This window comes from Marinobacter sp. S6332, assembly GCF_023016045.1.
Lineage (GTDB): Bacteria > Pseudomonadota > Gammaproteobacteria > Pseudomonadales > Oleiphilaceae > Marinobacter.
Genome location: NZ_JALKAP010000002.1, coordinates 268,072 through 288,975, shown reverse-complemented (window position 1 = coordinate 288,975; position 20,904 = coordinate 268,072). Strand labels below are relative to the sequence as shown.

The window sequence follows — 20,904 nt, the reverse complement described above, 5'->3', positions numbered from 1 at the left end:
AACCTAATGTTGATACGCGCTGTTGTTATAACTGCAGGACTTGCGGTTCTCGCTGGCTGTGCTGCACCTACCCGCTACATCGATCCCGCTGCTGACGATGGCCCGGTTGCCATGACTATGGATTATCGGGATTTTGAAAAAGCGGCTACCGATGCCGTTGAAGACATGCTTGCAAGCGGAGCCGTGAATAACCCAAACGGCGGCCGTTACATAATGGTGGTCAGCCGTATTACCAACGACACCATGCAACGGATCGACACAGACCAACTAACCAAGAAAATCCGGGTGGCGCTTTTACGCTCTGGCAAGGTTGTAACCACCACGGCGGTTGGCCTTAATGGCGCTGAAGACGAAATGACTCAGAAAGCGCGTGAACTGCGGGAATCTGAGGAGTTTGACCAGTCTACCGTGCAAAGTAAGGGTACGCTTCAGGCGCCGGATTTAAGTCTTTCCGGAAAGATTCTTCAGCGTAACCATAAGGTCGGGAAAGAGCAGCAGGTGGAATATTACATTCAACTGTCTCTAACGGAGCTAGCATCCGGTCTGGCCATTTGGGAAGGTGAAACTCCTATCATCAAGCGGGGCCCTAACAAGTCCGTTACTTGGTAGGGCTGATGCGCCGCAAAGGCGCGGTAAAGTTGCACTGGTGCATGGAATCCGACAGGCCTGCTTTCCTCTGCCTCTGAAAGTAGGCCATACTCATTTTGTTTCGTATCCGTTTCAGGATACCTTCTTGATATATAGAAAACAGGACGTTAAGTGGCTTCTTTCCAATTAAAAGAACGTCTGCAGGCTGCAGAAAACTGGATTCTCGCAAACCCGAATCCGCCACAAAGCTGGCCTTGGACCTGGTTGTATAAGGTTGGCCGCTCAGCGTATGCATTGGTGCGTGATGTCGTCAGTGGGCAGTTAACTCTGCATGCCATGAGCTTGGTGTACACCACACTACTCAGTATTGTGCCTTTGCTGGCCTTGAGCTTTTCTGTGTTGAAAGCTTTGGGCGTGCACCAGCGTATGGAGCCGTTCCTATTCCAGTTCTTCCAGCCCATGGGGCCTGAGGGCGTCGAAATGGCGGAGCGTATACTGGGCTTCGTGGACAACATGAAGGTCGGAGTGCTGGGCTCTGTCGGTTTAGGCCTGCTGGTATACACCGTGGTGTCGCTGGTGCAGAAAATCGAGCGGTCGTTCAATATGATCTGGCATGTGCCGGAGATGCGCTCGGTAGCCCAGAGGTTCAGCAACTACCTGAGCGTTATTATGGTCGGCCCGCTGCTGATGGTTTCTGCCATCGGCGTGAGCGCTACCATCTTCTCGTCGTCCTTCGTTCAAACTCTGATTGCCATCGAACCTTTTGGTTCGGTGATTCTTGCAGTCAGCCGCTTCACACCGTTTTTCCTTGTGGTGGGCGCCTTCACTTTTGTTTACGTATTTATGCCCAACACTCGCGTAAAAGTTCAGTATGCGGCCATTGGAGGTTTGGTTGCAGGGGTTTCCTGGCAGGCAGGAGGCATGCTGTTTGCCTCTTTTGTAGCTGGCTCGGCTAAATACGCAGCTATCTATTCCAGTTTTGCGATCGGCATTATCATGCTGATCTGGATTTATCTGAACTGGATGATTCTACTTCTAGGGGCAAGCCTTTCGTATTACCTGCAAAACCCAGGCTCCGTTGCTAAACGCCGCCATGTGCAGCTTGCGCCAGAGTTACAGGAAAAAATTGCCTTGGCCATGATGTGGCTTGTAGCGCGGCCTTTTAGCGAGGGCAAAAAAGCGCCGCAGCAGGAAGCTCTGGAACATGATTTGCGTGTGCCGGGTGAAGTAACTCGGGCTGTTAGCGACAAGCTGATTCGCGCGGGCCTTTTAAGCCTTGCTGGGCCACAGGGTGATCAGCTGGTACCGGGGCGAGCACTGGATCTTATTACAGTAGGGGAAGTACTTAAGGTTGTGCGCCGCGATGAAGATCGTGTTGTAGACAGGCTACCGCCGGTATTCCCTGCTGATTTGCTCAACGGCGAGCGGGAGAATGAATCTAAAACATTTGCTGCTTTGCTGAAAAACGGTGCTGACACTAGCTCTGCTGGCTGAGCAGGGCTTTGATGGCAGCGCGCACCCGGCCTGTTTGTTCCGGCGTAAGGTGAACGATGTGCTCCAAATCTTCTTCAGGCAGGTTGCGTTGGTGCGCATGGCGTAACACTTCACGACTACCTATCACCATGCCATCTACCAGCGTTGCCTGCTCCTGATCGGGCACTGGCCGCTCTGCCGACATTAGATACGCGTGGTATTTAGGGGGCAGCCCCCACTCACTGGCGATCAATTGGGAGGCAACCCATTGGTAGCGAGCTAAAGCAGTACGAATCAACACAACATCCGGCTCCCCGCTACCACGCTGGGCTCGACATATCTGTTGGAGCTCCCTGCGAATGGTGATATAGGAGAGTGCCGGTAAAAGTCCCACAGTGAAGTGAGCACTTGCGTCTTCCCCTTGTAACTTCGCGATAAACTCTGCCGCGCGGGCGCAGGTGAGGCCCCAGCGCCAAGCCCTTTGGGCAAAAAGAGCTTCCCGGCTATTGCGAGCTGCCATCATTGGTCGCATAACCGTTGCCGAAATCACATTCCGAATACCATCAATGCCTAGAATGAAAACAGCCTGATCCACCGACTCGATGGTGGCGTCGCCAGTGCGGAAATAGGGGCTATTGGCCACCTGCAATATCTGATCAGTTAAGGAGGGATCTCCTAGAATAATCTGGCTCAGCTTTTGCCGGTCGCCGGATTCATCAGAAAGCGCCTTCATCAGCATGGGAAGTGTCATGGGCCGCCTTGGCAGCTCTTCCATTTTTCTGTTCGCGAGGCGGTGATCGAGCTCTTGAAGTGCTTGGTGTGACGGGGCCTGATCAGAGCGAAGCTGAGCGGGGCCGGTGTCTAGAAGCCAGCAAAAAAGATTTTCCTCAAGCTGCATGGACAGGCTTTGAGCATCTTCCGCTGTTATGGCAGGTTGTGTAGGCTTTGAAGGATTAAATAGCCTTGCCTCAGAAACTGCAGGAGGTGCCGGTTTTTCCGTTACAAAAAAGCCTGCAATCCAGGAAAAGAAGCCTGGCATCCGTTGCCCCCAGGTAAACCAGTCGCGAAAGTGTACGTTCTTGTGTATTGCAGTATAGAGGCCCACTACCGCCTTGCACAGTCTAACCCCTGTGCGGTTATTAAATTATTTAGACTAACGCCTCACCAAATACAAAAATGAGTTGGCCAACACCGGCCGAAAAGCCGAGAAAAGCACCCACAAGAATCAGTTTAATCTCATCTTCTTGGAAGCAAGGACGAAGTAAATCCTGAAACTCCTCCGAAGAGAGGGCAGTCATACGCTCGACCATAATGGACTCAACGGCGCGCGCACGGTCTGTCTCAAACACCGGGTTATTAAAGGATGTTTTCGATATCTCAATGGCTTTTTCACCCACTTGATTTTTTAGCGTGGCAAAGCCAGTGGGGCCGAAGGCCATTTGTGTGAGGGCTTTGCCCATACCAGCGGTTTCGTCCACCAGCGGCTTGATGTGTTTCTTCACCATATTGCGTGCTCGATCACCCTTGGGGCCTTCCATTATGGCGCCGATGATATTGCCAACCGTGAGGATTTCGTGGGTGATTATATGGCAGAACGATTGAGCCACTTCAGGTTGGCGTTTGAGGAACAGTCCCTGAATATTGAAAGGGCCGACTTTTTTGGCATGCAAAGGCCGGAAGATAACGTTCAGTGCAATCCAGTTGGTTGCCCAGCCCACCAGCAAACCGAAAAACGGCAGTACCCACCAGCTTTGGTAAGCGTACCAGACAGCCATTTGAATGAGGCCGAACAGAAAGCCGAAATAGAGACCGGAGTTCACGATAAAACGAAACTCTGCATCGCCGCACTCGAGGAAGATGCGGTTCAGAAGCTGCTTGTCTGCCGACAACCTTTCGATGGTCATGGTTTTGATGTCGAGCAGATCTTCGATGTTGTTGGCAATATCGTCAACCAGATTATCCACAAGTTGTGGTGTTGACCTGCGCACTCTGTCATAGACCATTTTTCGAGCGGATGCGGGCAGGTTCTCCCAGAATGTCGGATACTCTCGCAGCATCATTTCATCCACATATTCTTCGATGCGGGGCTCTACCGAGTGAACAATGTGAGCGGCGAGTACCTTTGGATCAATCTGCTCGAAAATTTCCCTCACAGTACCGATTTTGGAAATGGTGGCATCTACAGCGATGGCGGCCATTTTCTCGGCTTTTGATGGAATAATGCCCTGCCATCCCAGCAGTGGGGGCTTTCCAACAAACTCTAATGGAAGGAATGTCATTTTGATGGCAAGCCAGTTGGTGATCCAGCCAATGAGGGCTGCGATAACGGGAATACTGAGGTATTGCCAGAATTCAGGGTTGTTAAACAGGCTTGTCATCCGGGGGTCGCACTCGCTTTTTTGTTTATGTCTGCGGGGTGAAGCATGTTTCGAAGGCACGTGCCTGTCAATGGCCCTTTCGCTCGCACGTGACGGCAGTTTGATCTTAGCCGCCAATATCCCCCCATAACCACTGGCACAGAGCAATGGCTGCAACGGGCGCCGTTTCTGTCCTGAGAACCCGTGGTCCCAAGGCCACGGATAGGAACCCTTCTTTCTCCGCCTGTGCGATTTCGTCTGCCGTTAGGCCACCTTCCGGGCCGATCATTAATGCAATGGCGCCGGGCTGGTTCATGGATGCCAGCGATTTTTCGGTGCGGTGGTGCAGAACCAAACGCAGCTCGAAGGTGCGGCTGTATTCTAGCCACTGCCCTAAAGTCATAACCGGGAGGATCTCGGGCACTTTGGCGCGGCCGCATTGTTCTGCTGCACTTATAGCAATCGATTGCCAATGGCGCAGGCGTTTGTCTTCGCGGTCGCCTTTGAGCTTTACCTCACAGCGTTCCGTGGTGAGCGGCACAATGCGGCTAACGCCCATTTCCACGGCTTTCTGTACGGCGTAATCCATGCGATCACCCTTGGATAAGGTTTGGCCAAGGGTGATTTGCAAAGGCGATTCGGTTTGATTGGCTTGCGGTGCGCCCACCAGAACTTGTACACGTTTTTTGCCCGCTTCTGTGATGGTAGCAGGATAATCTTGGCCATCGCCATTGAACAGTTTGAGTTCCTGCCCTGGTTGCATGCGCAATACGCGGCCAACATGCTGGGCGGCGTTCTCATCCAGATCTGTATGATTTCCTTCGCTCAGGGGCGAGTCGGTGTAAATTCTGGGGATGCGCATGCGTATGTACCTTGATCAATCCCTAACGGCTATGTTGATGCCTTCGGTCGCGACCTGAGCCAGATGACGAATCTGATCTTCGGTGATGACGTAAGGCGGCATGAAGTAAACCACATTACCTAGGGGGCGAAGCAAGGCCTCGCGTGTTAGCGAGTGCTGATAAACGCGAACACCCCGCCGCTCCTGCCAGGGAAACGGTGTTTTTGATGCTTTGTCTTTTACCATTTCCACCGCGAGGGTCATGCCGTGCTGGCGGATATCACCAACGTTGGGGTGATCAGCCAGGTGTGCCACAGACTCGGCCATGCAAGCCGAGAGCCTCCGATTGTTTTCGATAACATTATCATCCCGGAATATGTCGAGTGTGGCGAGTGCCACGGCGCAGCCAATGGGGTTGCCGGTGTAACTATGGCTGTGCAAAAAGGCTTTTAGAGTTTCGTAGTCGTCGTAAAATGCGTTGTAAACGGTATCGGTGGTCAGCACCACGGAGAGCGGCAAATAGCCTGCGGTCAGCCCTTTTGACAGGCACATGAAGTCTGGTGTGATGCCAGATTGCTCGCAAGCAAACAGGGTGCCGGTGCGGCCAAAACCGACCGCAATTTCGTCGGCAATCAGATGCACGCCATAGCGGTCACAAGCTTCGCGCAACTTTGTATGGTAAATCGGGTGGTGCATGCGCATGCCACCGGCGCACTGGATGAGTGGCTCCACTACAACCGCGCAAATTTCCTCATGCTTTTCTGCCAATAGCTTTTCCATGGCCTCAAACTGGCGCAAGGCATAGGCTTCGTCGGTTTCGCCTTCTTCTTTGTTGTAGGCGTCTGGGGAGGGGGCAGTCAGCACTTCCATCAGCAATGGCTGGTAGGTGTCCTTGTAAAGAGCCACATCGCCAAGTGCCAGAGCGCCTAGAGTTTCACCGTGGTAACTGTTACTTAGGTTTACGAAATTCTTTTTGCCTGGCTTTCCAAGGTTCTTCCAATAGTGAAAACTCATTTTGAGCGCAGCCTCGATGGCCGAAGAGCCATTGTCTGCGTAGAAGCACTTGTTGAGCCCTTCTGGAGTCACCTCAATGAGCCGCTCAGACAGATTGACCACGGGCTCGTGGGTAAATCCAGCCAGGATAACGTGCTCCAACTCGCCAATTTGCTTCTGAATGGCTGCGTTGATTCTCGGGTTTGCGTGGCCGAAGAGGTTCACCCACCATGAACTGACCGCGTCGATAAACCGGTTGTTTTCAAAATCTTCCAGCCAGACGCCTTCACCCCGTTTGATGGGAACCAGTGGCAGAGTTTCGTGGTCTTTCATCTGGGTACAGGGGTGCCATACGGACTTGAGGCCGCGGGCGACGAGGTCGGCGTTGCGCATAGAAAGTTCTCCGATAAAGCGATGGTTCTGATGAAGTAAAGTGACGGCTGTTAACCTTGGGCGATAATACAGTTAACAGCGCCGACTGACTACTGTGCCAATGGGTATCGACAGGCAGGCCAATGCGCGCAACTGGCTCTACATCGACAATTCCAGTATCAATAAATAGAGGCTTGTTTACTATGGAACTTCAACTGACCCACCCATATCAGGCTGGCATTGGGCGAGTACTTGGAGCCTTCTTCGACAAAGACCACATCCTTGAAAAAAATGAGCTTTTGGGCTCTCGGAATGTGCGCGTGGCAGAGTTGGAAAAGGACGATGCCTCTGCAAAGCTAGTGGTTGAACGGCAGATGACAACGTCTGCAGAGGTGCCGGGTATGCTCTCGCACTTTCATCGTGAGTGGAACAAGGTCCGGCAGGAAGAGCACTGGTTTCGCAAGAGTGACGGCGAATGGCACTGCGAGTTTCGTGTACACATTGAAGGCGTGCCCGCCAAGATCAAAGGTATGATGAAACTGGAGGGCACCGAAAAAGCCTGCACTAATCATGTGACTTTGAATGTGCGATGCGACGTGCCACTGATGGGCAAAAAGATCGCGGCGTTTTTAGCTGAGGACTCCCACGCTAAAATCGAGCGTGAGTACGAGACTATTCTTCGGTTGCTATGATGCGCCTATTGAAGATTCTGACTCACCTGTAGCTAGCTCGTTTTCATCTGGATATTCACAATTAAGCCCTCGTTTGCGAGGGCTTAATTGGTTTTGGCTTTGGGGAAAAATATATGCAAATCAGTGCGCTAATACCCGTGAGAGAAACGCCTGAGTGCGCTCATTCTGAGGGTTGTCGAACACGTCGTCTGGTTTGCCTTGCTCCACAATCTGACCTTCGTGAATGTAGATCACTCGGTCGGCCACTTCTCGGGCAAAGCCCATTTCGTGGGTGACCACCATCATGGTCATGCCTTCCCTTGCCAGTTCCCGCATCACATCGAGCACTTCGCCGATCATTTCAGGGTCCAGTGCTGAAGTGGGCTCATCGAACAGCATCAAGCGCGGTTCCATGGCCAGAGCCCGGGCAATGGCTACCCGTTGTTGCTGGCCGCCGGAGAGATGGGTGGGGTATTTGTCGGCTTGGCTGCCAATGCCTACCCGTTCCAAGAGGCGCTCTGCTGTCGCGTTAGCCACCGTCTGTGGCGTGTTTTTGACTTTCTGGGGCGCCAGCATGATGTTCTTCTTCACCGTAAGGTGAGGGAACAGATTGAATTGCTGGAATACCATGCCTACTTCTTTGCGAATGTTCGAAAGGGCTTCTTGGTTTCCGCCCTTTGGCGCAAGCTTTTGACCTTCAACTTCCAAGTGGCCGGATTCGAATTCTTCCAAACCGTTCACACAGCGAATCAAGGTGGATTTGCCGGAGCCACTGGCGCCGATAATGACCACCACTTCGCCCTGTTCTACAGATAAGTCGATATCTTTAAGGACATGCAATTTGCCGAAGTACTTGTTCATGCCCTTCATTTGTACGATATGAGTCATGTATCAGGTTCCTTCAGACAGAGGCCAGTCCGCGCCGTTCAATCAGGCGGAGAATCAGGGACAGTGAGAGGGTGATGGCCAGATACATAATCGCGACCACGAAATACACCTCAAAGGCGGTGAAGGTACTGGCAATATAAACCTGACCCTGGCGAACAAGTTCGCCCACACCAATAACCGAGAACAGCGAAGTGTCCTTGATGCTGACGATGGCTTGGTTGCCAAGTGGCGGAATCATACGCCGGAAGGCTTGCGGCCAGATGATAGACCAGAATGTTTGAGTGCGAGACAAGCCCAGAGAAAGCCCGGCTTCCGATTGGCCTTTGTCGATGGACTGAACGCCACCGCGAACCACTTCGGAAATGTATGCGCCCGAGTTAAGTGCAATTGCGGCAATACCCGCGGTTAGGGGGTCAATAGGGCCACCGATCAAATCCGGCAAACCGTAGAAGATAAACAAAACCTGAACAAGAATAGGGGTGCCACGAAAGATTTCGATATAGGCCGTTGCGGGCCATCTCAGAAACCACTTTTTGTTAATGCTCAGCAAGCCAAATAAGATGCCCAAGGCAAAGCCGATCATCAGGCCGCCAAAAGAAATCATTAGAGTGTAGGGTATCCCTTTAATCAGAAAAGGGATGGAATCTATGGCTGCCTGCCAGTCAAATTGGAACTGGGAATCCACAGTGTGCGTCTCCGCAGGGTTAGCGTCAGAAGTCGCCGGGGCTTAATTGGCTCCCGGCGCTATGATAGGAATAGGCCTCGCGGCCCTTCAGCCTTTACTTGCCTTCAGGCAGCGGGCCGAACCACTTTTCGTAGATGTTCTTGTAGGTACCGTCTTCTTTCATTTCAGCGAGGGCTTCGTTAACCTCGTCAACCCACTCACTGCCGTTCTTTAGTGCGATGCCGTACTGCTGGCCTTCGTATAGCTTGCCAACAGTTTTAACTTTGCCTTCACCCTTGGTGCGTGCAAAGTAGCCCACGTTAGGGGAGTCGTAGAACACGGCATCTACTGAGCGAGACATCAGCGCCATGTACATATCTGAGCTGCCTGGATAAGGCGTTACACCGTCGTTTTTATCCAGATTTTTCTTCAGGAAGTCGTAACTGGTGCTGCCGATTTTGGAGCCAACCTTTAGGCCTTCAAGGTCAGAGATTTCGGTTACGTCGTTGTTGTCTTGGCGAACCAAAATCCGCAGACCGGAATCGTAGTACGGGTCGGAGAAATCAACGATTTTTTCACGCGCTTCAGTGATGGTGATACCAGCAATGGCAATATCCACGTTGCCTGTCTGTAGTGCTGGGATGATGCCGTTGAAGTCCATGGTGTTGATGTTGTAGTCAAAGCCTGCGCGCTGGGCGACTTCGGCGATGATCTCCATATCGAACCCAATCATCTCACCGGTTTCTTGGTCCAACATTTCGAATGGAACAAAGCTGGGGTCGGTAGCTATGCGCAGGGTTTCAGCGCTAACGGCGCTAGCTGCTACGGTAAGTGCCAAACCAGTACCCAGAGTTTTCAGCCATTTCGTGCTCATGCTTTCTCCTTTTCTTTCTTATTGAGGCTCCGTTTACCCGATAAGGCAAACCGGGAGTTCACTGTTGGTGACCGTGACCCCCGGGGAGCATTGGTGGAACTGCATCACATATACTTTAGACTATGACTCAGGTGAACGCCGAAAATCAAATGCTTGGAGGGGAAAGCACCCCCTCTCCCCAACCCCTCTCCCGCGAGGGGAGAGGGGCTCTATGTACTCCCTTCGCCCGTTGCATCGCAGGCTCCCTCTCACTCCATAGGAGACCGATGCTTAGGGCACAGGGAGTCAGTAAGCCGGGCTGGGAGTTGCCTTTTAGCCCCTCTCCCCTCGCGGGAGAGGGGTTGGGGAGAGGGGGATGCCTCAAAAAGCAATCTTCTCCCGTTCACTAATTCCAAGATTTTTCCAAATGCTGATACTCGGCTCCGCCTGATTCAGGGTATAAAAGTGCAACCCCGGGGCGCCGGCTTTCAACAGCTTCTCGCACATATCTGTGATCACTTCCTCACCGAACTTGAGGATGCTTTCCCTGTCGTCACCGTAAGCTTCGAGCTGCTTGCGAATCCAGCGTGGTATTTCCGCACCGCACATATCAGAGAAACGCACCAGACTGGAAAAATTCACGATGGGCATAATGCCGGGCACCACCGGAATGGTTACCCCGAGCTTTTCCAACCGGTCGATGAAGTAGAAGTAGCTGTCTGCGTTAAAGAAGTATTGGGTGATGGCGCTGTTAGCGCCAGCCTCCACCTTGCGGGCGAAGTTTTTCAGATCTTCTTCAGCGTTGCGGGCCTGCGGGTGAAACTCCGGATAGGCCGCTACTTCCAGATTAAAGTGATCGCCGCTGTGTTCACGAATGAACTCGACCAACTCGTTGGCGTAGCGCATTTCACCGGATGCGCCCATGCCGGAGGGCATGTCACCCCGAAGGGCGACGATCCGGTTGATGCCGTTCTCTTTATACAAATCCAGCAGTTCCGCAATTTCTGCCCGCGTACCACCGACGCAGGAGAGGTGAGGTGCTGTTGAAATGCCCTGCTTGTGCAAGTTGAGCACGGTTTCAATGGTGCGGTCCCGGGTGGAACCGCCCGCGCCGAAGGTGACCGAGAAAAAATCCGGGTTCACCTCGGCGAGTTGGTCGCGAACAGTTTGAAGTTTTTCCTTGCCCAAGTCGGTCTTGGGCGGGAAAAACTCAAAGCTGAAGCGGCGTTTAAACTGTTTCTGGGATTGCATCTTGTTATCCGATTAGTACTTGTAGCTTTCTGGCTTGTACGGGCCTTCGACCGGTACACCGATGTACTGCGCCTGTTCCGGAGTCATCTTGGTGATGACGCCACCAAAGCCTTCAACCATGGCGAGGGCAACTTCTTCGTCCAGTTTCTTGGGCAGAACCTGAACATAGATGCCTTTAGCGCGGGCTTCTTCCGGCAGGTCTGCGAACTTGCGCTCGAACAGGTACATCTGCGCCAGAACCTGATTAGCAAAAGAGCCGTCCATGATGCGTGAAGGGTGGCCCGTTGCGTTGCCCAGATTTACCAGGCGACCTTCGGAGAGCAGGATCAGGTGGTCGTTTACGGCCTTGTCGCGGTAGATCACGTGAACCTGAGGCTTAACTTCGTCCCATTCCCAGTTCTTGCGCATGTAGGCCGTATCAATTTCGTTATCGAAGTGGCCGATGTTGCACACAACTGCGCCGGATTTCAGAGCCTTGAGCATGTGCGCATCACACACGTTCATGTTGCCGGTGGTGGTTACCAGAATGTCGGTGTTCTGCAGCAGAGCTTTGTCGATGCCAGCCTCGGTGCCGGTGTTCACGCCGTTGATGTATGGGGAAACAACCTCATAGCCGTCCATACAGGCCTGCATGGCACAGATCGGGTCAGCTTCGGTTACCTTGACGATCATGCCTTCTTGGCGCAGTGAAGCGGCAGAGCCTTTGCCCACGTCGCCGTAGCCGATCACGAGGGCTTTTTTGCCTGACATCAAGTGGTCGGTGCCGCGTTTAATGGCATCGTTCAGGCTGTGGCGGCAGCCGTATTTGTTGTCGTTTTTGGATTTGGTTACGGCGTCGTTCACGTTGATGGCTGGTACTTTCAGGGTGCCATCGCGCAGCATTTCTTGGAGGCGGTGTACGCCAGTGGTGGTCTCTTCGGTAACACCGTGGCAGTTGGCCAGAATTTCCGGGTACTTCTCGTGGAGCAGGGCAGTCAGATCTCCGCCGTCGTCCAGAATCATGTTGGGTTCCCAGCCTTCTACGTCGGCACCGATTGTGCGCTCAAGGCACCATTCGTATTCTTCGTCGGTTTCGCCTTTCCAGGCGAATACGGGGATATTTTTTGCTGCGATGGCTGCGGCTGCTTGGTCTTGGGTGGAGAATATGTTGCACGATGACCAGCGTACGCCAGCGCCTAGTTCGATCAGTGTTTCGATCAGTACGGCGGTTTGGATGGTCATGTGGATGCAGCCCATGATGTTGGCGCCTTTCAGTGGCTGCTCTGCTTTGTATTTGTCGCGCAGTGCTATTAGGGCTGGCATTTCGCCTTCGGCGATTTTGATTTCTTTGCGGCCCCAATCGGCCAGGTTGATATCGCGGACTTTATAGTCGTTGAAGTTGCTCATTGGTGTGCTCCGTTTGGTTCTGTTTTGGCCCGAGCCGTGAGTAAGGCTCGGTGCTGCTAAATTTCGATATGTCGGTGGTGGGGTCATCCCTCCCCGGAACCGCTACGAGCACATCCATGTGCGCTTGTCTTCGGCCGTCCATGGCCTACGACATTCCGGGGAGGGATGACCCCACCACCTCGGTCTGGTTTTGGCGTATGCGATCTTGAATACGCCAACAAATCCGTTAGATACCAGCAGCGTCTCTAAGAGCAGCTGCACGGTCGGTTTTCTCCCACGGGAAAGTGGTGAACGTTTTGCCCGCAACGGTTACTTCTTCCGGCTCGCGGCCGAAGTGGCCGTAGGCTGCTGTGGCCCGGTACATGGGGTGCAGCAGGTCGAGCATGTTGGTGATGGCGTAAGGGCGCAGGTCGAAGTTCTGGCGAACCAATTCGATGATTTTGTCGTCGCCGATTTTGCCGGTGCCGAAGGTGTTTACGGAGATGGACGTTGGTTGGGCCACGCCGATGGCGTAGGACACCTGAATCTCGCACTTGTCGGCCAAACCGGCAGCAACGATGTTTTTGGCAACGTAGCGGCCAGCGTAGGCGGCAGAACGGTCGACTTTTGAGGGGTCTTTGCCTGAGAAGGCGCCGCCGCCGTGGCGGGCCATGCCGCCGTAGGTGTCTACGATGATTTTACGGCCAGTCAGGCCGCAGTCGCCAACCGGGCCGCCGATAACGAATTTGCCGGTGGGGTTGATATGGTACTGGGTGCCTTTGTGTAGCAATTCAGGCGGCAGTACGTTTTTTACAACCAACTCCATTACGGCTTCTTTCAGGTCTTCCTGGGTAACGTCGGGGTCGTGCTGGGTTGAGAGTACAACAGCGTCGATTCCGACAACTTTGCCGTTTTCGTAGCGGCAGGTTACCTGACTTTTCGCGTCTGGGCGTAGCCATGGGAGAATGCCGTTTTTGCGGGCTTCGGCCTGGCGCTCTACCAAACGGTGGGCGAAGGTGATGGGTGCAGGCATCAGTACTTCGGTTTCGTTGCTGGCGTAGCCGAACATTAGGCCTTGGTCGCCCGCGCCCTGGTCTTCCGGCTTCTGGCGGTCGACGCCTTGGGCGATGTCGACGGACTGTTTGCCGATGATATTGATGATGCCGCAGGTGTCTGCGTCGAAGCCTACGTCTGAGGAGGTGTAGCCGATGTCTTTGATTACGCCGCGAACCAGATCTTCCAAGTCTACCCAGGCGCTGGTGGTGATTTCACCGCCTACGATGGCAACGCCGGTTTTTACCATGGTCTCGCAAGCTACGCGGGCATGGGGGTCTTCTATAAGGATAGAATCCAGAACCGCATCGGAGATTTGGTCGGCGAGTTTGTCCGGGTGGCCTTCAGAGACCGATTCGGAAGTGAAGATGCTGTAGTCAGACATAGGTTTGCTCCTTTGTGAGCGTTTTGAAATCTTGCCGGCGGCTGAGTTTTGCAGCAGGCGCCGACGTCATTATTTGTTTCGGTTTGGCGTGTGTAGGTATTACTACCTACGCCAATATCAAAGTTTTTTGATATTCCCCGTGAAGGCACGGAATATCTGGTTCTAATGAAAAATGTGATGAAAGATTGGCTATCTCAGTGGCAGTTGGGTTTTCCAGAACTCTCTCACTTGAATTTGGAAACCATTCCGCAATCCGATAAACAGCTGCTCACCAGCCTTTAAGCCTGCCGCTGCGGCCCAAGCGGTGAGTTCTTCCGGCTCGAAGCCCAGCCATAAATCGCCGCAATTCTCTTTTGCCCAATTTTGATCATGCCTGCACAGGTCGCTGACCATTAGGCAGCCGCCGTTGTTCATCAGCGCGGCGGCGTCGAGAAAGATATCGGCCGGGCTGGGTACGTGATGCAGCACCATGTTGGCTACCACGAGGTCAAATGCATCGCCCCGGGCCAGCAGGGTGTCGGTTACACCTTCGATCAAATCGATGTTGTTTAAGCGCTCATCAATGCAGGTGCGCGTTGCCTTGGCGAGCATGTCGCGGCTGTTATCCAACGCCACAACGTGTTCGGACAGCTCGGACAATACCGGTAGAAAACCACCTTCACCCGGGCCGATTTCCAGTGCCGTTTGCCACAGTGTTTTGCGCGTGCGCTTGCGAATCATGTCCGCTACGGGGGTAGCGTACAAATCAAAGGCAGCAATCAACTCTTGTTGCTCCCGGAACTGCTCTGAGTGCCGGGAGAAGAACGCCTGTGACTGATCAGCCCGTTGGTTACGGATGGCTTCGATCTTATCCTGCAAGTGCGCTGGCAGGGGCGCGCTGTCTACCGCTTCAAAAATTTGGCGAATGGTCAGATCTGTTGGCTTTTCGTTATCCAAGTGCAGCGGGCGGCGGTAAAAAATGGCGTTGCCCTCACGCTGTGGTTCTACCAGACCTGCCTTGTGCATCACTTTTAAATGGTGGCTCATGCCAGACTGACGCATATCGAATAGTTGGCTCAATTCCAGCACGCCAAACGTGTCGCGACGCAGCACACGCAGTACTTCCAGCCGCAATGGGTCGCCGCTTGCCTTGTAGATAGGGGCAAGCACGTCCACGGAGGAAATTTGGTTAACGTGTGCATTTAAAGTTGTCATGGTTGCGGAGTGTATGTGGGTTGGAGTGTTCAATCAAGAGGTATATCAAAGTTTTTTGATATAGATTTATCATTCTTTGAAATCAGTCTCTTTCGGCAATCTCGTAGGGAATATTTACACAGAAGCGGCACGTCGATTTGCCCAGGCACACCCTAATCGGCGAAAATACGCGCCTTATTTTTGAGCAGCTTTTTGTCGCCCTGTAAAAAGCTCTGGATTGCACCCTATTTCCTTGAAAAAACAGTGGAGAAACGTCAATGCCCTCTCGTAAAGATCTCGCCAACGCCATTCGCGCGCTGAGCATGGATGCGGTTCAGAAAGCCAAGTCCGGCCACCCGGGTGCGCCCATGGGCATGGCGGATATCGCCGAGGTGCTGTGGAACGATTACCTGAGCCACAACCCAACGAACCCGCAGTGGGCCAACCGCGACCGTTTTGTGCTTTCCAATGGCCACGGCTCCATGCTGCAGTATTCGTTGCTGCACCTGAGTGGTTACGACGTTTCTATTGACGACATCAAGAACTTCCGGCAACTGCACTCAAAAACCCCGGGTCATCCTGAATACGGTTACACCCCGGGAGTAGAAACCACTACAGGCCCGCTGGGGCAAGGCATTGCCAACGCAGTGGGTTTCGCGCTGGCAGAGAAAACACTGGCGGCGCAGTTTAATCGCCCTGGCCATAATGTTGTTGATCACTACACCTACGCGTTCTTGGGCGATGGTTGCCTGATGGAAGGCATCTCCCACGAGGTATCTTCGCTTGCCGGTACTCTGGGCCTTGGCAAGCTGATTATGTTCTACGACGACAACGGTATTTCAATCGACGGCAAGATAGAAGGCTGGTTTACTGATAACACCCCGCAGCGTTTTGAGTCCTACGGCTGGCAGGTCATCCCGGATGTAGATGGTCACGATGGCGATGAAGTGCGTGCTGCGGTTGAGAAGGCGCGTGCTAACACCGATCAGCCCACACTCATTTGCTGCAAAACAGTTATCGGTTTCGGTTCCCCCAACAAGCAGGGCAGCGAATCTTCCCACGGTGCTCCTCTGGGTGACGACGAAATTGCACTGACCCGCGAAGCGCTGGGTTGGGCACATGGCCCGTTTGAAGTTCCAGCCGATATTTACGCCGCTTGGGACGCCAAAGAAAAGGGCGCCAAGGCAGAGAGCGATTGGAATGAAACTTTTGCAGCCTACGAAAAGGCCGAGCCAGAACTGGCGGCTGAACTGAAGCGCCGTATGGCCGGTGAGCTACCTGCTGACTTCTCTGAAAAAGCTCAGGCTTACATTCAGGAGTGTCAGGACAAGAGCGAGACCGTTGCCAGCCGCAAGGCTTCCCAGAACACCCTGAACGCTTACGGCCCATTGCTGCCAGAATTGCTGGGCGGTTCTGCAGACTTGGCGGGCTCTAACCTCACTATCTGGGACGGCTCAAAAGGCGTCACCAAAGAAGACGCCAGCGGCAACTACATCTATTACGGAGTTCGCGAGTTCGGTATGGCCGCCATCATGAACGGCGTCGCCTTGCACGGTGGTTTCGTACCCTATGGCGCGACCTTCCTAATCTTTATGGAATACTGCCGCAACGCCGTGCGCATGGCAGCGCTGATGAAACAGCGTTCCATCTACGTATTCACCCACGATTCCATTGGCTTGGGCGAAGACGGACCAACTCACCAGCCAATCGAGCAGCTTGCAAGCCTGCGCACTACGCCAAACATGAGCACCTGGCGCCCGGCCGACGCGGTAGAATCCGCCGTGGCTTGGAAATCCGCTATTGAGCGCACAGACGGCCCAACCGCTTTGATCTTCTCCCGTCAGGGTTTGCCCGGGCAAGCGCGTGATGCGCAGCAACTAGCAGATGTGGCGAAAGGCGGCTACGTGCTAACAGACAGCGAAGGCGAGCCAGATCTCATTCTGATTGCCACCGGTTCGGAAGTTGGTTTGGCGCAAGACACCGCTGCCAAACTGCGAGAGCAGGGCAAGAAAATACGCGTTGTTTCCATGCCCTCTACCGACGTATTCGATGCCCAGAGTGCTGAGTACAAGCAACAGGTGTTGCCAATCGAAGTCACCAATCGCATTGCTATTGAAGCGGCCATCGCTGACTACTGGTACAAGTATGTGGGTCTGGACGGTCGCGTTGTAGGAATGGCCACTTTTGGTGAGTCCGCACCTGCTGGCGAGTTGTTCAAAGAGTTCGGCTTTACCGTGGAGAACATTCTGGAAGTGGCCTCGGAGCTGCTGGACGCCTAATGACAGACTCCGTGCCCTTTCGTATTGCGATCAACGGGTATGGCCGTATTGGCCAGTGCGTGTTGCGTGCCCTATACGAAAACGGTTTTCGCGACCACCTGCAGGTGGTCGCGATTAACGAGCTTTCTGATATCGACACCATTGCGCACCTAACCCGGTACGATTCCACCCATGGCCGGTTCTCTGGAAGTATTGCGGTGCAAGGGCAAGACCTGATCATTAATGGCGATGCCATTCGCGTGCTCCGGCATTCCGACCCGGCAGAGCTGCCGTGGAGTGAACTGGATATTGATCTGGTGCTGGAATGTTCGGGCGCCTATTCAGACCGGGCTACGGCCGAGCTGCATCTTCAAGCAGGCGCGAAACGTTTACTGTTTTCCCAGCCCGCCGAATCCGATGTAGACCGCACCGTTGTCTTTGGCATCAACGATGCAGACATTTCAGAAGCTGATCGTATAGTGGCGGCAGGTTCCTGTACCACTAATTGCCTAGTACCGGTGATTACTGTTTTGGATAAGGCCTTTGGTGTGGAGCAGGGCAGCACCACCACCATTCACGCCGCCATGAACGACCAGCCGGTGATCGACGCCTACCACCACCAAGATCTGCGCCTCACGCGAAGCGCGCTCCACAACATAGTGCCTGTGGATACTGGCCTTGCGCGGGGCGTTGAACGGCTGCTCCCGCACATGGAAGGGCGCTTTAGCTCGGTAGCCCTACGCGTACCCACGATGAACGTATCCGCTATCGACATGGTATTTAACGTTCGAGAGCCCACCGACGTGCCCTCGGTAAACCGAGTATTGAAAGAAGCGGCAAGCGGCCCCTTAAAAGGCATACTCGGCTACACCGACGAACTGCTGGCCAGCTCAGACTTCAACCACGACTCCCACTCCGGCGTAGTAGACGGCGGCCAAACCCGAGTCACCCGGGGTACCATGGTGAAAGTACTGTGCTGGTTTGATAATGAATGGGGATTTGCCAGCAGAATGCTGGATGTAAGCAGAGCTTGGTTGCAGAGGGTGTTTTAATGCACCCCCTCTCCCCAACCCCTCTCCCGCGAGGGGAGAGGGGCTTTAAGGTACCACTCCCCTAGTCACATAGCGGGGGCTTATAAATCTACAGCTGTGCACTCCCTCTCCCCTCGCGGGAGAGGGCCGGGGAGAGGGGGCAGCCCCCCCACTCTCAGTTCTTAGCCAATAACCCGAAACTACGGAACCCAGATCATGGCCATCAAAAAAATGACCGACCTGAACCTCGCTGGCAAGCGGGTTCTGATCCGCGAAGACCTTAACGTACCCGTCAAAAACGGTGCGGTTTCCAGCGATGCCCGCATCCGCGCCTCCCTGCCCACCATAAAGGCAGCAAGAGATGCCGGTGCTAAAGTCATGCTGATGTCTCATCTGGGCCGCCCGGAAGAAGGCGTTTACGACGAAGCCGCCTCCCTCAAACCCGTAGCCGACAACCTCACTCAAGCCTTGGGGCAAGAAGTACGCCTGATTAAAGACTACCTCGATGGCGTTGAAGTAGCCGACGGCGAAGTAGTGCTGTTCGAAAACGTTCGCTTCAACAAAGGCGAAAAGAAAGACGACGAAACTCTGGCCAAGCAATACGCGGCCCTGTGCGACGTTTACGTTATGGACGCCTTCGGAACAGCCCACCGCGCCCAAGCCTCTACCCACGGCGTTGCCCGCTTTGCACCAGAAGCTTGCGCTGGCCCCCTGCTGGCGGCGGAACTGGAAGCACTAGGTAAAGCGCTGGATAACCCTGCCAAGCCGGTTGTAGCCATAGTTGGCGGCGCTAAAGTCTCCACCAAACTCGACGTACTCAACGCCCTTGAAAAAGTGTGTGACCAAATCATTGTAGGTGGCGGCATCGCCAACACCTTTTTGGCCGCAGCAGGCCACCCCGTGGGCAAATCCCTGTGTGAGCACGAGTTGCTGGAAACCGCCAGAGACATCGCCTCCCGAGTGAACATCCCGCTGCCGGTAGACGTAGTGGTTGCCAGCGAATTCGCTGAAAGCGCAACAGCCACCATCCGGAACATATCCGACGTTACAGCAGACGACATGATCCTAGACGTAGGTCCGGAAACCGCAGGCCAATTCGCCGAGCTGCTCAAAAACGCAAAAACTATTCTATGGAACGGCCCGGTCGGCGTGTTCGAGTTTGACCAGTTTGGCAACGGCACCAAAACTTTGGCTGAAGCCATCGCCGAAAGCGACGCCTTCTCACTGGCTGGCGGCGGAGACACAGTGGCTGCCGTTGACAAATACGGCATAGCTGACAAGATCTCGTATATTTCCACCGGTGGTGGCGCCTTTCTGGAGTTTGTGGAAGGCAAAGTGCTGCCAGCGGTAGCCGTACTGGAAGAGCGCGGCGCGTAAAGGCGCTAACCCAGATCTGGATTCGCAAGGCAGGTGTGGTGGCGCTTTCCGGGACTGTCGGCAGCAAGGACGCTGCCGTCAAGCGTACAAGGAAGTATTTACAGCGTGTCCCGAAAAGCGCCACCACACCTGCCGTAGCAGGCTCCAATTTTCAGAAGCCTGCGCCAAAAAATTAATCACGATTGCCCAAACTGTTATTTAAATAAGGAGACAACCAAATGGCCCTGATTTCGCTGCGGCAAATGCTGGATCACGCCGCCGAGCACGGTTACGGTGTGCCAGCCTTTAACGTAAACAATCTGGAACAGATGCGCGCCATCATGGAAGCCGCCGACAAAACCGACTCCCCGGTTATTGTTCAAGCCTCTGCCGGTGCCCGTAAATACGCCGGAGCCCCCTTCCTGCGCCACCTGATCCTCGCGGCCATTGAAGAATGGCCACACATCCCGGTGGTCATGCACCAAGACCACGGTACCAGCCCAGCAGTGTGCCAACGCTCCATCCAGCTGGGCTTCAGCTCCGTAATGATGGACGGCTCACTAGGTGAAGACGGCAAAACGCCCATGGATTACGACTACAACGTAGACGTAACCCGCCGCACCGTAGAAATGGCCCACGCCTGTGGCGTATCCGTAGAAGGCGAATTGGGTTGCTTGGGCTCTCTGGAAACCGGCCAAGCCGGTGAAGAAGACGGCATTGGCGCCGAAGGCACTCTGGACATGAGCCAAATGCTCACCGACCCAGAAGAAGCCGCCGACTTCGTGAAAAAGACCCACGTAGACGCACTGGCCATCGCCATAGGCACCAGCCACGGTGCCTACAAGTTCACTCGCCCACCCACGGGCGACATCCTAGCCATTGAACAGATCAAAGCCATCCACAAACGCATTCCAGACACCCATCTGGTTATGCACGGCTCCAGCTCTGTACCCCAAGAGTGGCTGAAGGTTATCAACGAATACGGCGGCGAAATTCCCGAAACCTACGGCGTACCGGTTGAGGAAATTGTAGAAGGCATCAAGCACGGTGTGCGCAAAGTAAACATCGACACCGACTTACGCCTCGCCAGCACCGGCGCAGTGCGCCGCTTCCTAGCCCAAAACCCGGCCGAATTCGACCCGCGCAAATTCCTGCAGGCCACCATGGTAGCCATGACAGACATCTGCGTAGCTCGTTACGAAGCGTTTGGGTGTGCTGGCAATGCAAGCAAGATCAAACCGATCAATCTGGATCGTATGTTTGAGCGTTATGTTTCTGGTGAGTTGGATCCGAAGGTTAAGTAAGACTGCAGTAACGCGGCCCTGGGCGCCT

General features: G+C 54.0%; 18 protein-coding genes. 7 read left to right on the top strand and 11 right to left on the bottom strand.

Annotation, left to right across the window (positions count from 1 at the left end):
• Window positions 1-6: 6 nt before the first annotated feature.
• Both lpoB and MWU62_RS04025 read left to right on the top strand, forming a co-directional pair.
• Entirely contained in the window at window positions 7-609 is a 603-nt protein-coding gene (lpoB, locus tag MWU62_RS04030; RefSeq protein WP_200361890.1) for a penicillin-binding protein activator LpoB, read from the top strand.
• A gap of 150 nt (window positions 610-759) precedes the next feature.
• On the top strand, window positions 760-2,082 hold the full coding sequence (locus MWU62_RS04025; RefSeq protein WP_247113647.1) for a YihY/virulence factor BrkB family protein: 1,323 nt from the start codon (window positions 760-762) through the stop codon (window positions 2,080-2,082).
• Here the strand turns inward: MWU62_RS04025 and MWU62_RS04020 are convergent.
• From MWU62_RS04020 to MWU62_RS04005, 4 genes are all read right to left on the bottom strand, one after another.
• A complete protein-coding gene (locus MWU62_RS04020) occupies window positions 2,066-3,100 on the bottom strand; it encodes an HDOD domain-containing protein (protein ID WP_247113646.1) in 1,035 nt (344 codons plus the stop codon). The two genes, MWU62_RS04025 and MWU62_RS04020, sit on opposite strands and share 17 nt — an antisense overlap.
• Window positions 3,101-3,209: 109 nt before the next feature.
• Complete coding sequence (locus MWU62_RS04015; protein WP_247113645.1) at window positions 3,210-4,439, bottom strand: hypothetical protein; 1,230 nt, start codon at window positions 4,437-4,439, stop codon at window positions 3,210-3,212.
• Window positions 4,440-4,545: 106 nt separating this feature from the next.
• Window positions 4,546-5,280: a 16S rRNA (uracil(1498)-N(3))-methyltransferase gene (locus MWU62_RS04010; protein ID WP_247113644.1), complete on the bottom strand. Its 735-nt coding sequence runs from the start codon at window positions 5,278-5,280 to the stop codon at window positions 4,546-4,548.
• Window positions 5,281-5,295: 15 nt separating this feature from the next.
• Window positions 5,296-6,645, bottom strand: coding sequence for an adenosylmethionine--8-amino-7-oxononanoate transaminase (locus MWU62_RS04005; RefSeq protein ID WP_247113643.1), 1,350 nt, complete (start codon window positions 6,643-6,645; stop codon window positions 5,296-5,298).
• Between the two features lie 182 nt (window positions 6,646-6,827).
• On the opposite strand from MWU62_RS04005, the gene MWU62_RS04000 reads away from it, so the two are divergent.
• The gene (locus tag MWU62_RS04000) at window positions 6,828-7,316 is read left to right on the top strand and encodes a DUF2505 domain-containing protein (protein ID WP_247113642.1); all 489 of its coding nucleotides are present in this window, start codon (window positions 6,828-6,830) and stop codon (window positions 7,314-7,316) included.
• Between the two features lie 120 nt (window positions 7,317-7,436).
• Here MWU62_RS04000 and MWU62_RS03995 read toward each other — a convergent pair whose 3' ends face one another.
• The 7 genes from MWU62_RS03995 to MWU62_RS03965 form a co-directional block, all read right to left on the bottom strand.
• Window positions 7,437-8,183: an amino acid ABC transporter ATP-binding protein gene (locus MWU62_RS03995; protein ID WP_200361883.1), complete on the bottom strand. Its 747-nt coding sequence runs from the start codon at window positions 8,181-8,183 to the stop codon at window positions 7,437-7,439.
• Window positions 8,184-8,196: 13 nt separating this feature from the next.
• Window positions 8,197-8,868, bottom strand: coding sequence for an amino acid ABC transporter permease (locus tag MWU62_RS03990; protein ID WP_247113641.1), 672 nt, complete (start codon window positions 8,866-8,868; stop codon window positions 8,197-8,199).
• Window positions 8,869-8,962: 94 nt separating this feature from the next.
• Window positions 8,963-9,721, bottom strand: a complete 759-nt coding sequence (locus MWU62_RS03985) for a transporter substrate-binding domain-containing protein (protein WP_247113640.1) — start codon at window positions 9,719-9,721, stop codon at window positions 8,963-8,965.
• Window positions 9,722-10,081: 360 nt separating this feature from the next.
• Window positions 10,082-10,951 carry a methylenetetrahydrofolate reductase [NAD(P)H] gene (metF, locus tag MWU62_RS03980; RefSeq protein WP_247113639.1) on the bottom strand — a complete coding sequence of 290 codons (870 nt, stop codon included), beginning with the start codon at window positions 10,949-10,951 and terminating at the stop codon, window positions 10,082-10,084.
• A gap of 12 nt (window positions 10,952-10,963) precedes the next feature.
• A complete protein-coding gene (gene ahcY, locus MWU62_RS03975) occupies window positions 10,964-12,337 on the bottom strand; it encodes an adenosylhomocysteinase (RefSeq protein ID WP_247113638.1) in 1,374 nt (457 codons plus the stop codon).
• 226 nt (window positions 12,338-12,563) lie between these two features.
• Window positions 12,564-13,754 carry a methionine adenosyltransferase gene (gene metK / locus MWU62_RS03970; protein WP_247113637.1) on the bottom strand — a complete coding sequence of 397 codons (1,191 nt, stop codon included), beginning with the start codon at window positions 13,752-13,754 and terminating at the stop codon, window positions 12,564-12,566.
• 189 nt (window positions 13,755-13,943) lie between these two features.
• A complete protein-coding gene (locus MWU62_RS03965; RefSeq protein ID WP_247113636.1) occupies window positions 13,944-14,948 on the bottom strand; it encodes a metalloregulator ArsR/SmtB family transcription factor in 1,005 nt (334 codons plus the stop codon).
• A 257-nt stretch (window positions 14,949-15,205) separates the two neighbouring features.
• Between MWU62_RS03965 and tkt the strand changes: the two genes are divergently transcribed.
• From tkt to fba, 4 genes are all read left to right on the top strand, one after another.
• Window positions 15,206-17,206 carry a transketolase gene (tkt, locus tag MWU62_RS03960; protein WP_247113635.1) on the top strand — a complete coding sequence of 667 codons (2,001 nt, stop codon included), beginning with the start codon at window positions 15,206-15,208 and terminating at the stop codon, window positions 17,204-17,206.
• Window positions 17,206-18,237, top strand: a complete 1,032-nt coding sequence (locus MWU62_RS03955) for a glyceraldehyde 3-phosphate dehydrogenase NAD-binding domain-containing protein (RefSeq protein WP_247113634.1) — start codon at window positions 17,206-17,208, stop codon at window positions 18,235-18,237. The genes tkt and MWU62_RS03955 overlap by 1 nt, the downstream gene beginning before the upstream one ends.
• 195 nt (window positions 18,238-18,432) lie before the next feature.
• Window positions 18,433-19,593: a phosphoglycerate kinase gene (locus tag MWU62_RS03950; RefSeq protein ID WP_247113633.1), complete on the top strand. Its 1,161-nt coding sequence runs from the start codon at window positions 18,433-18,435 to the stop codon at window positions 19,591-19,593.
• Window positions 19,594-19,811: 218 nt separating this feature from the next.
• Window positions 19,812-20,876: a class II fructose-bisphosphate aldolase gene (gene fba / locus MWU62_RS03945; protein ID WP_247113632.1), complete on the top strand. Its 1,065-nt coding sequence runs from the start codon at window positions 19,812-19,814 to the stop codon at window positions 20,874-20,876.
• Window positions 20,877-20,904: the final 28 nt, after the last annotated feature.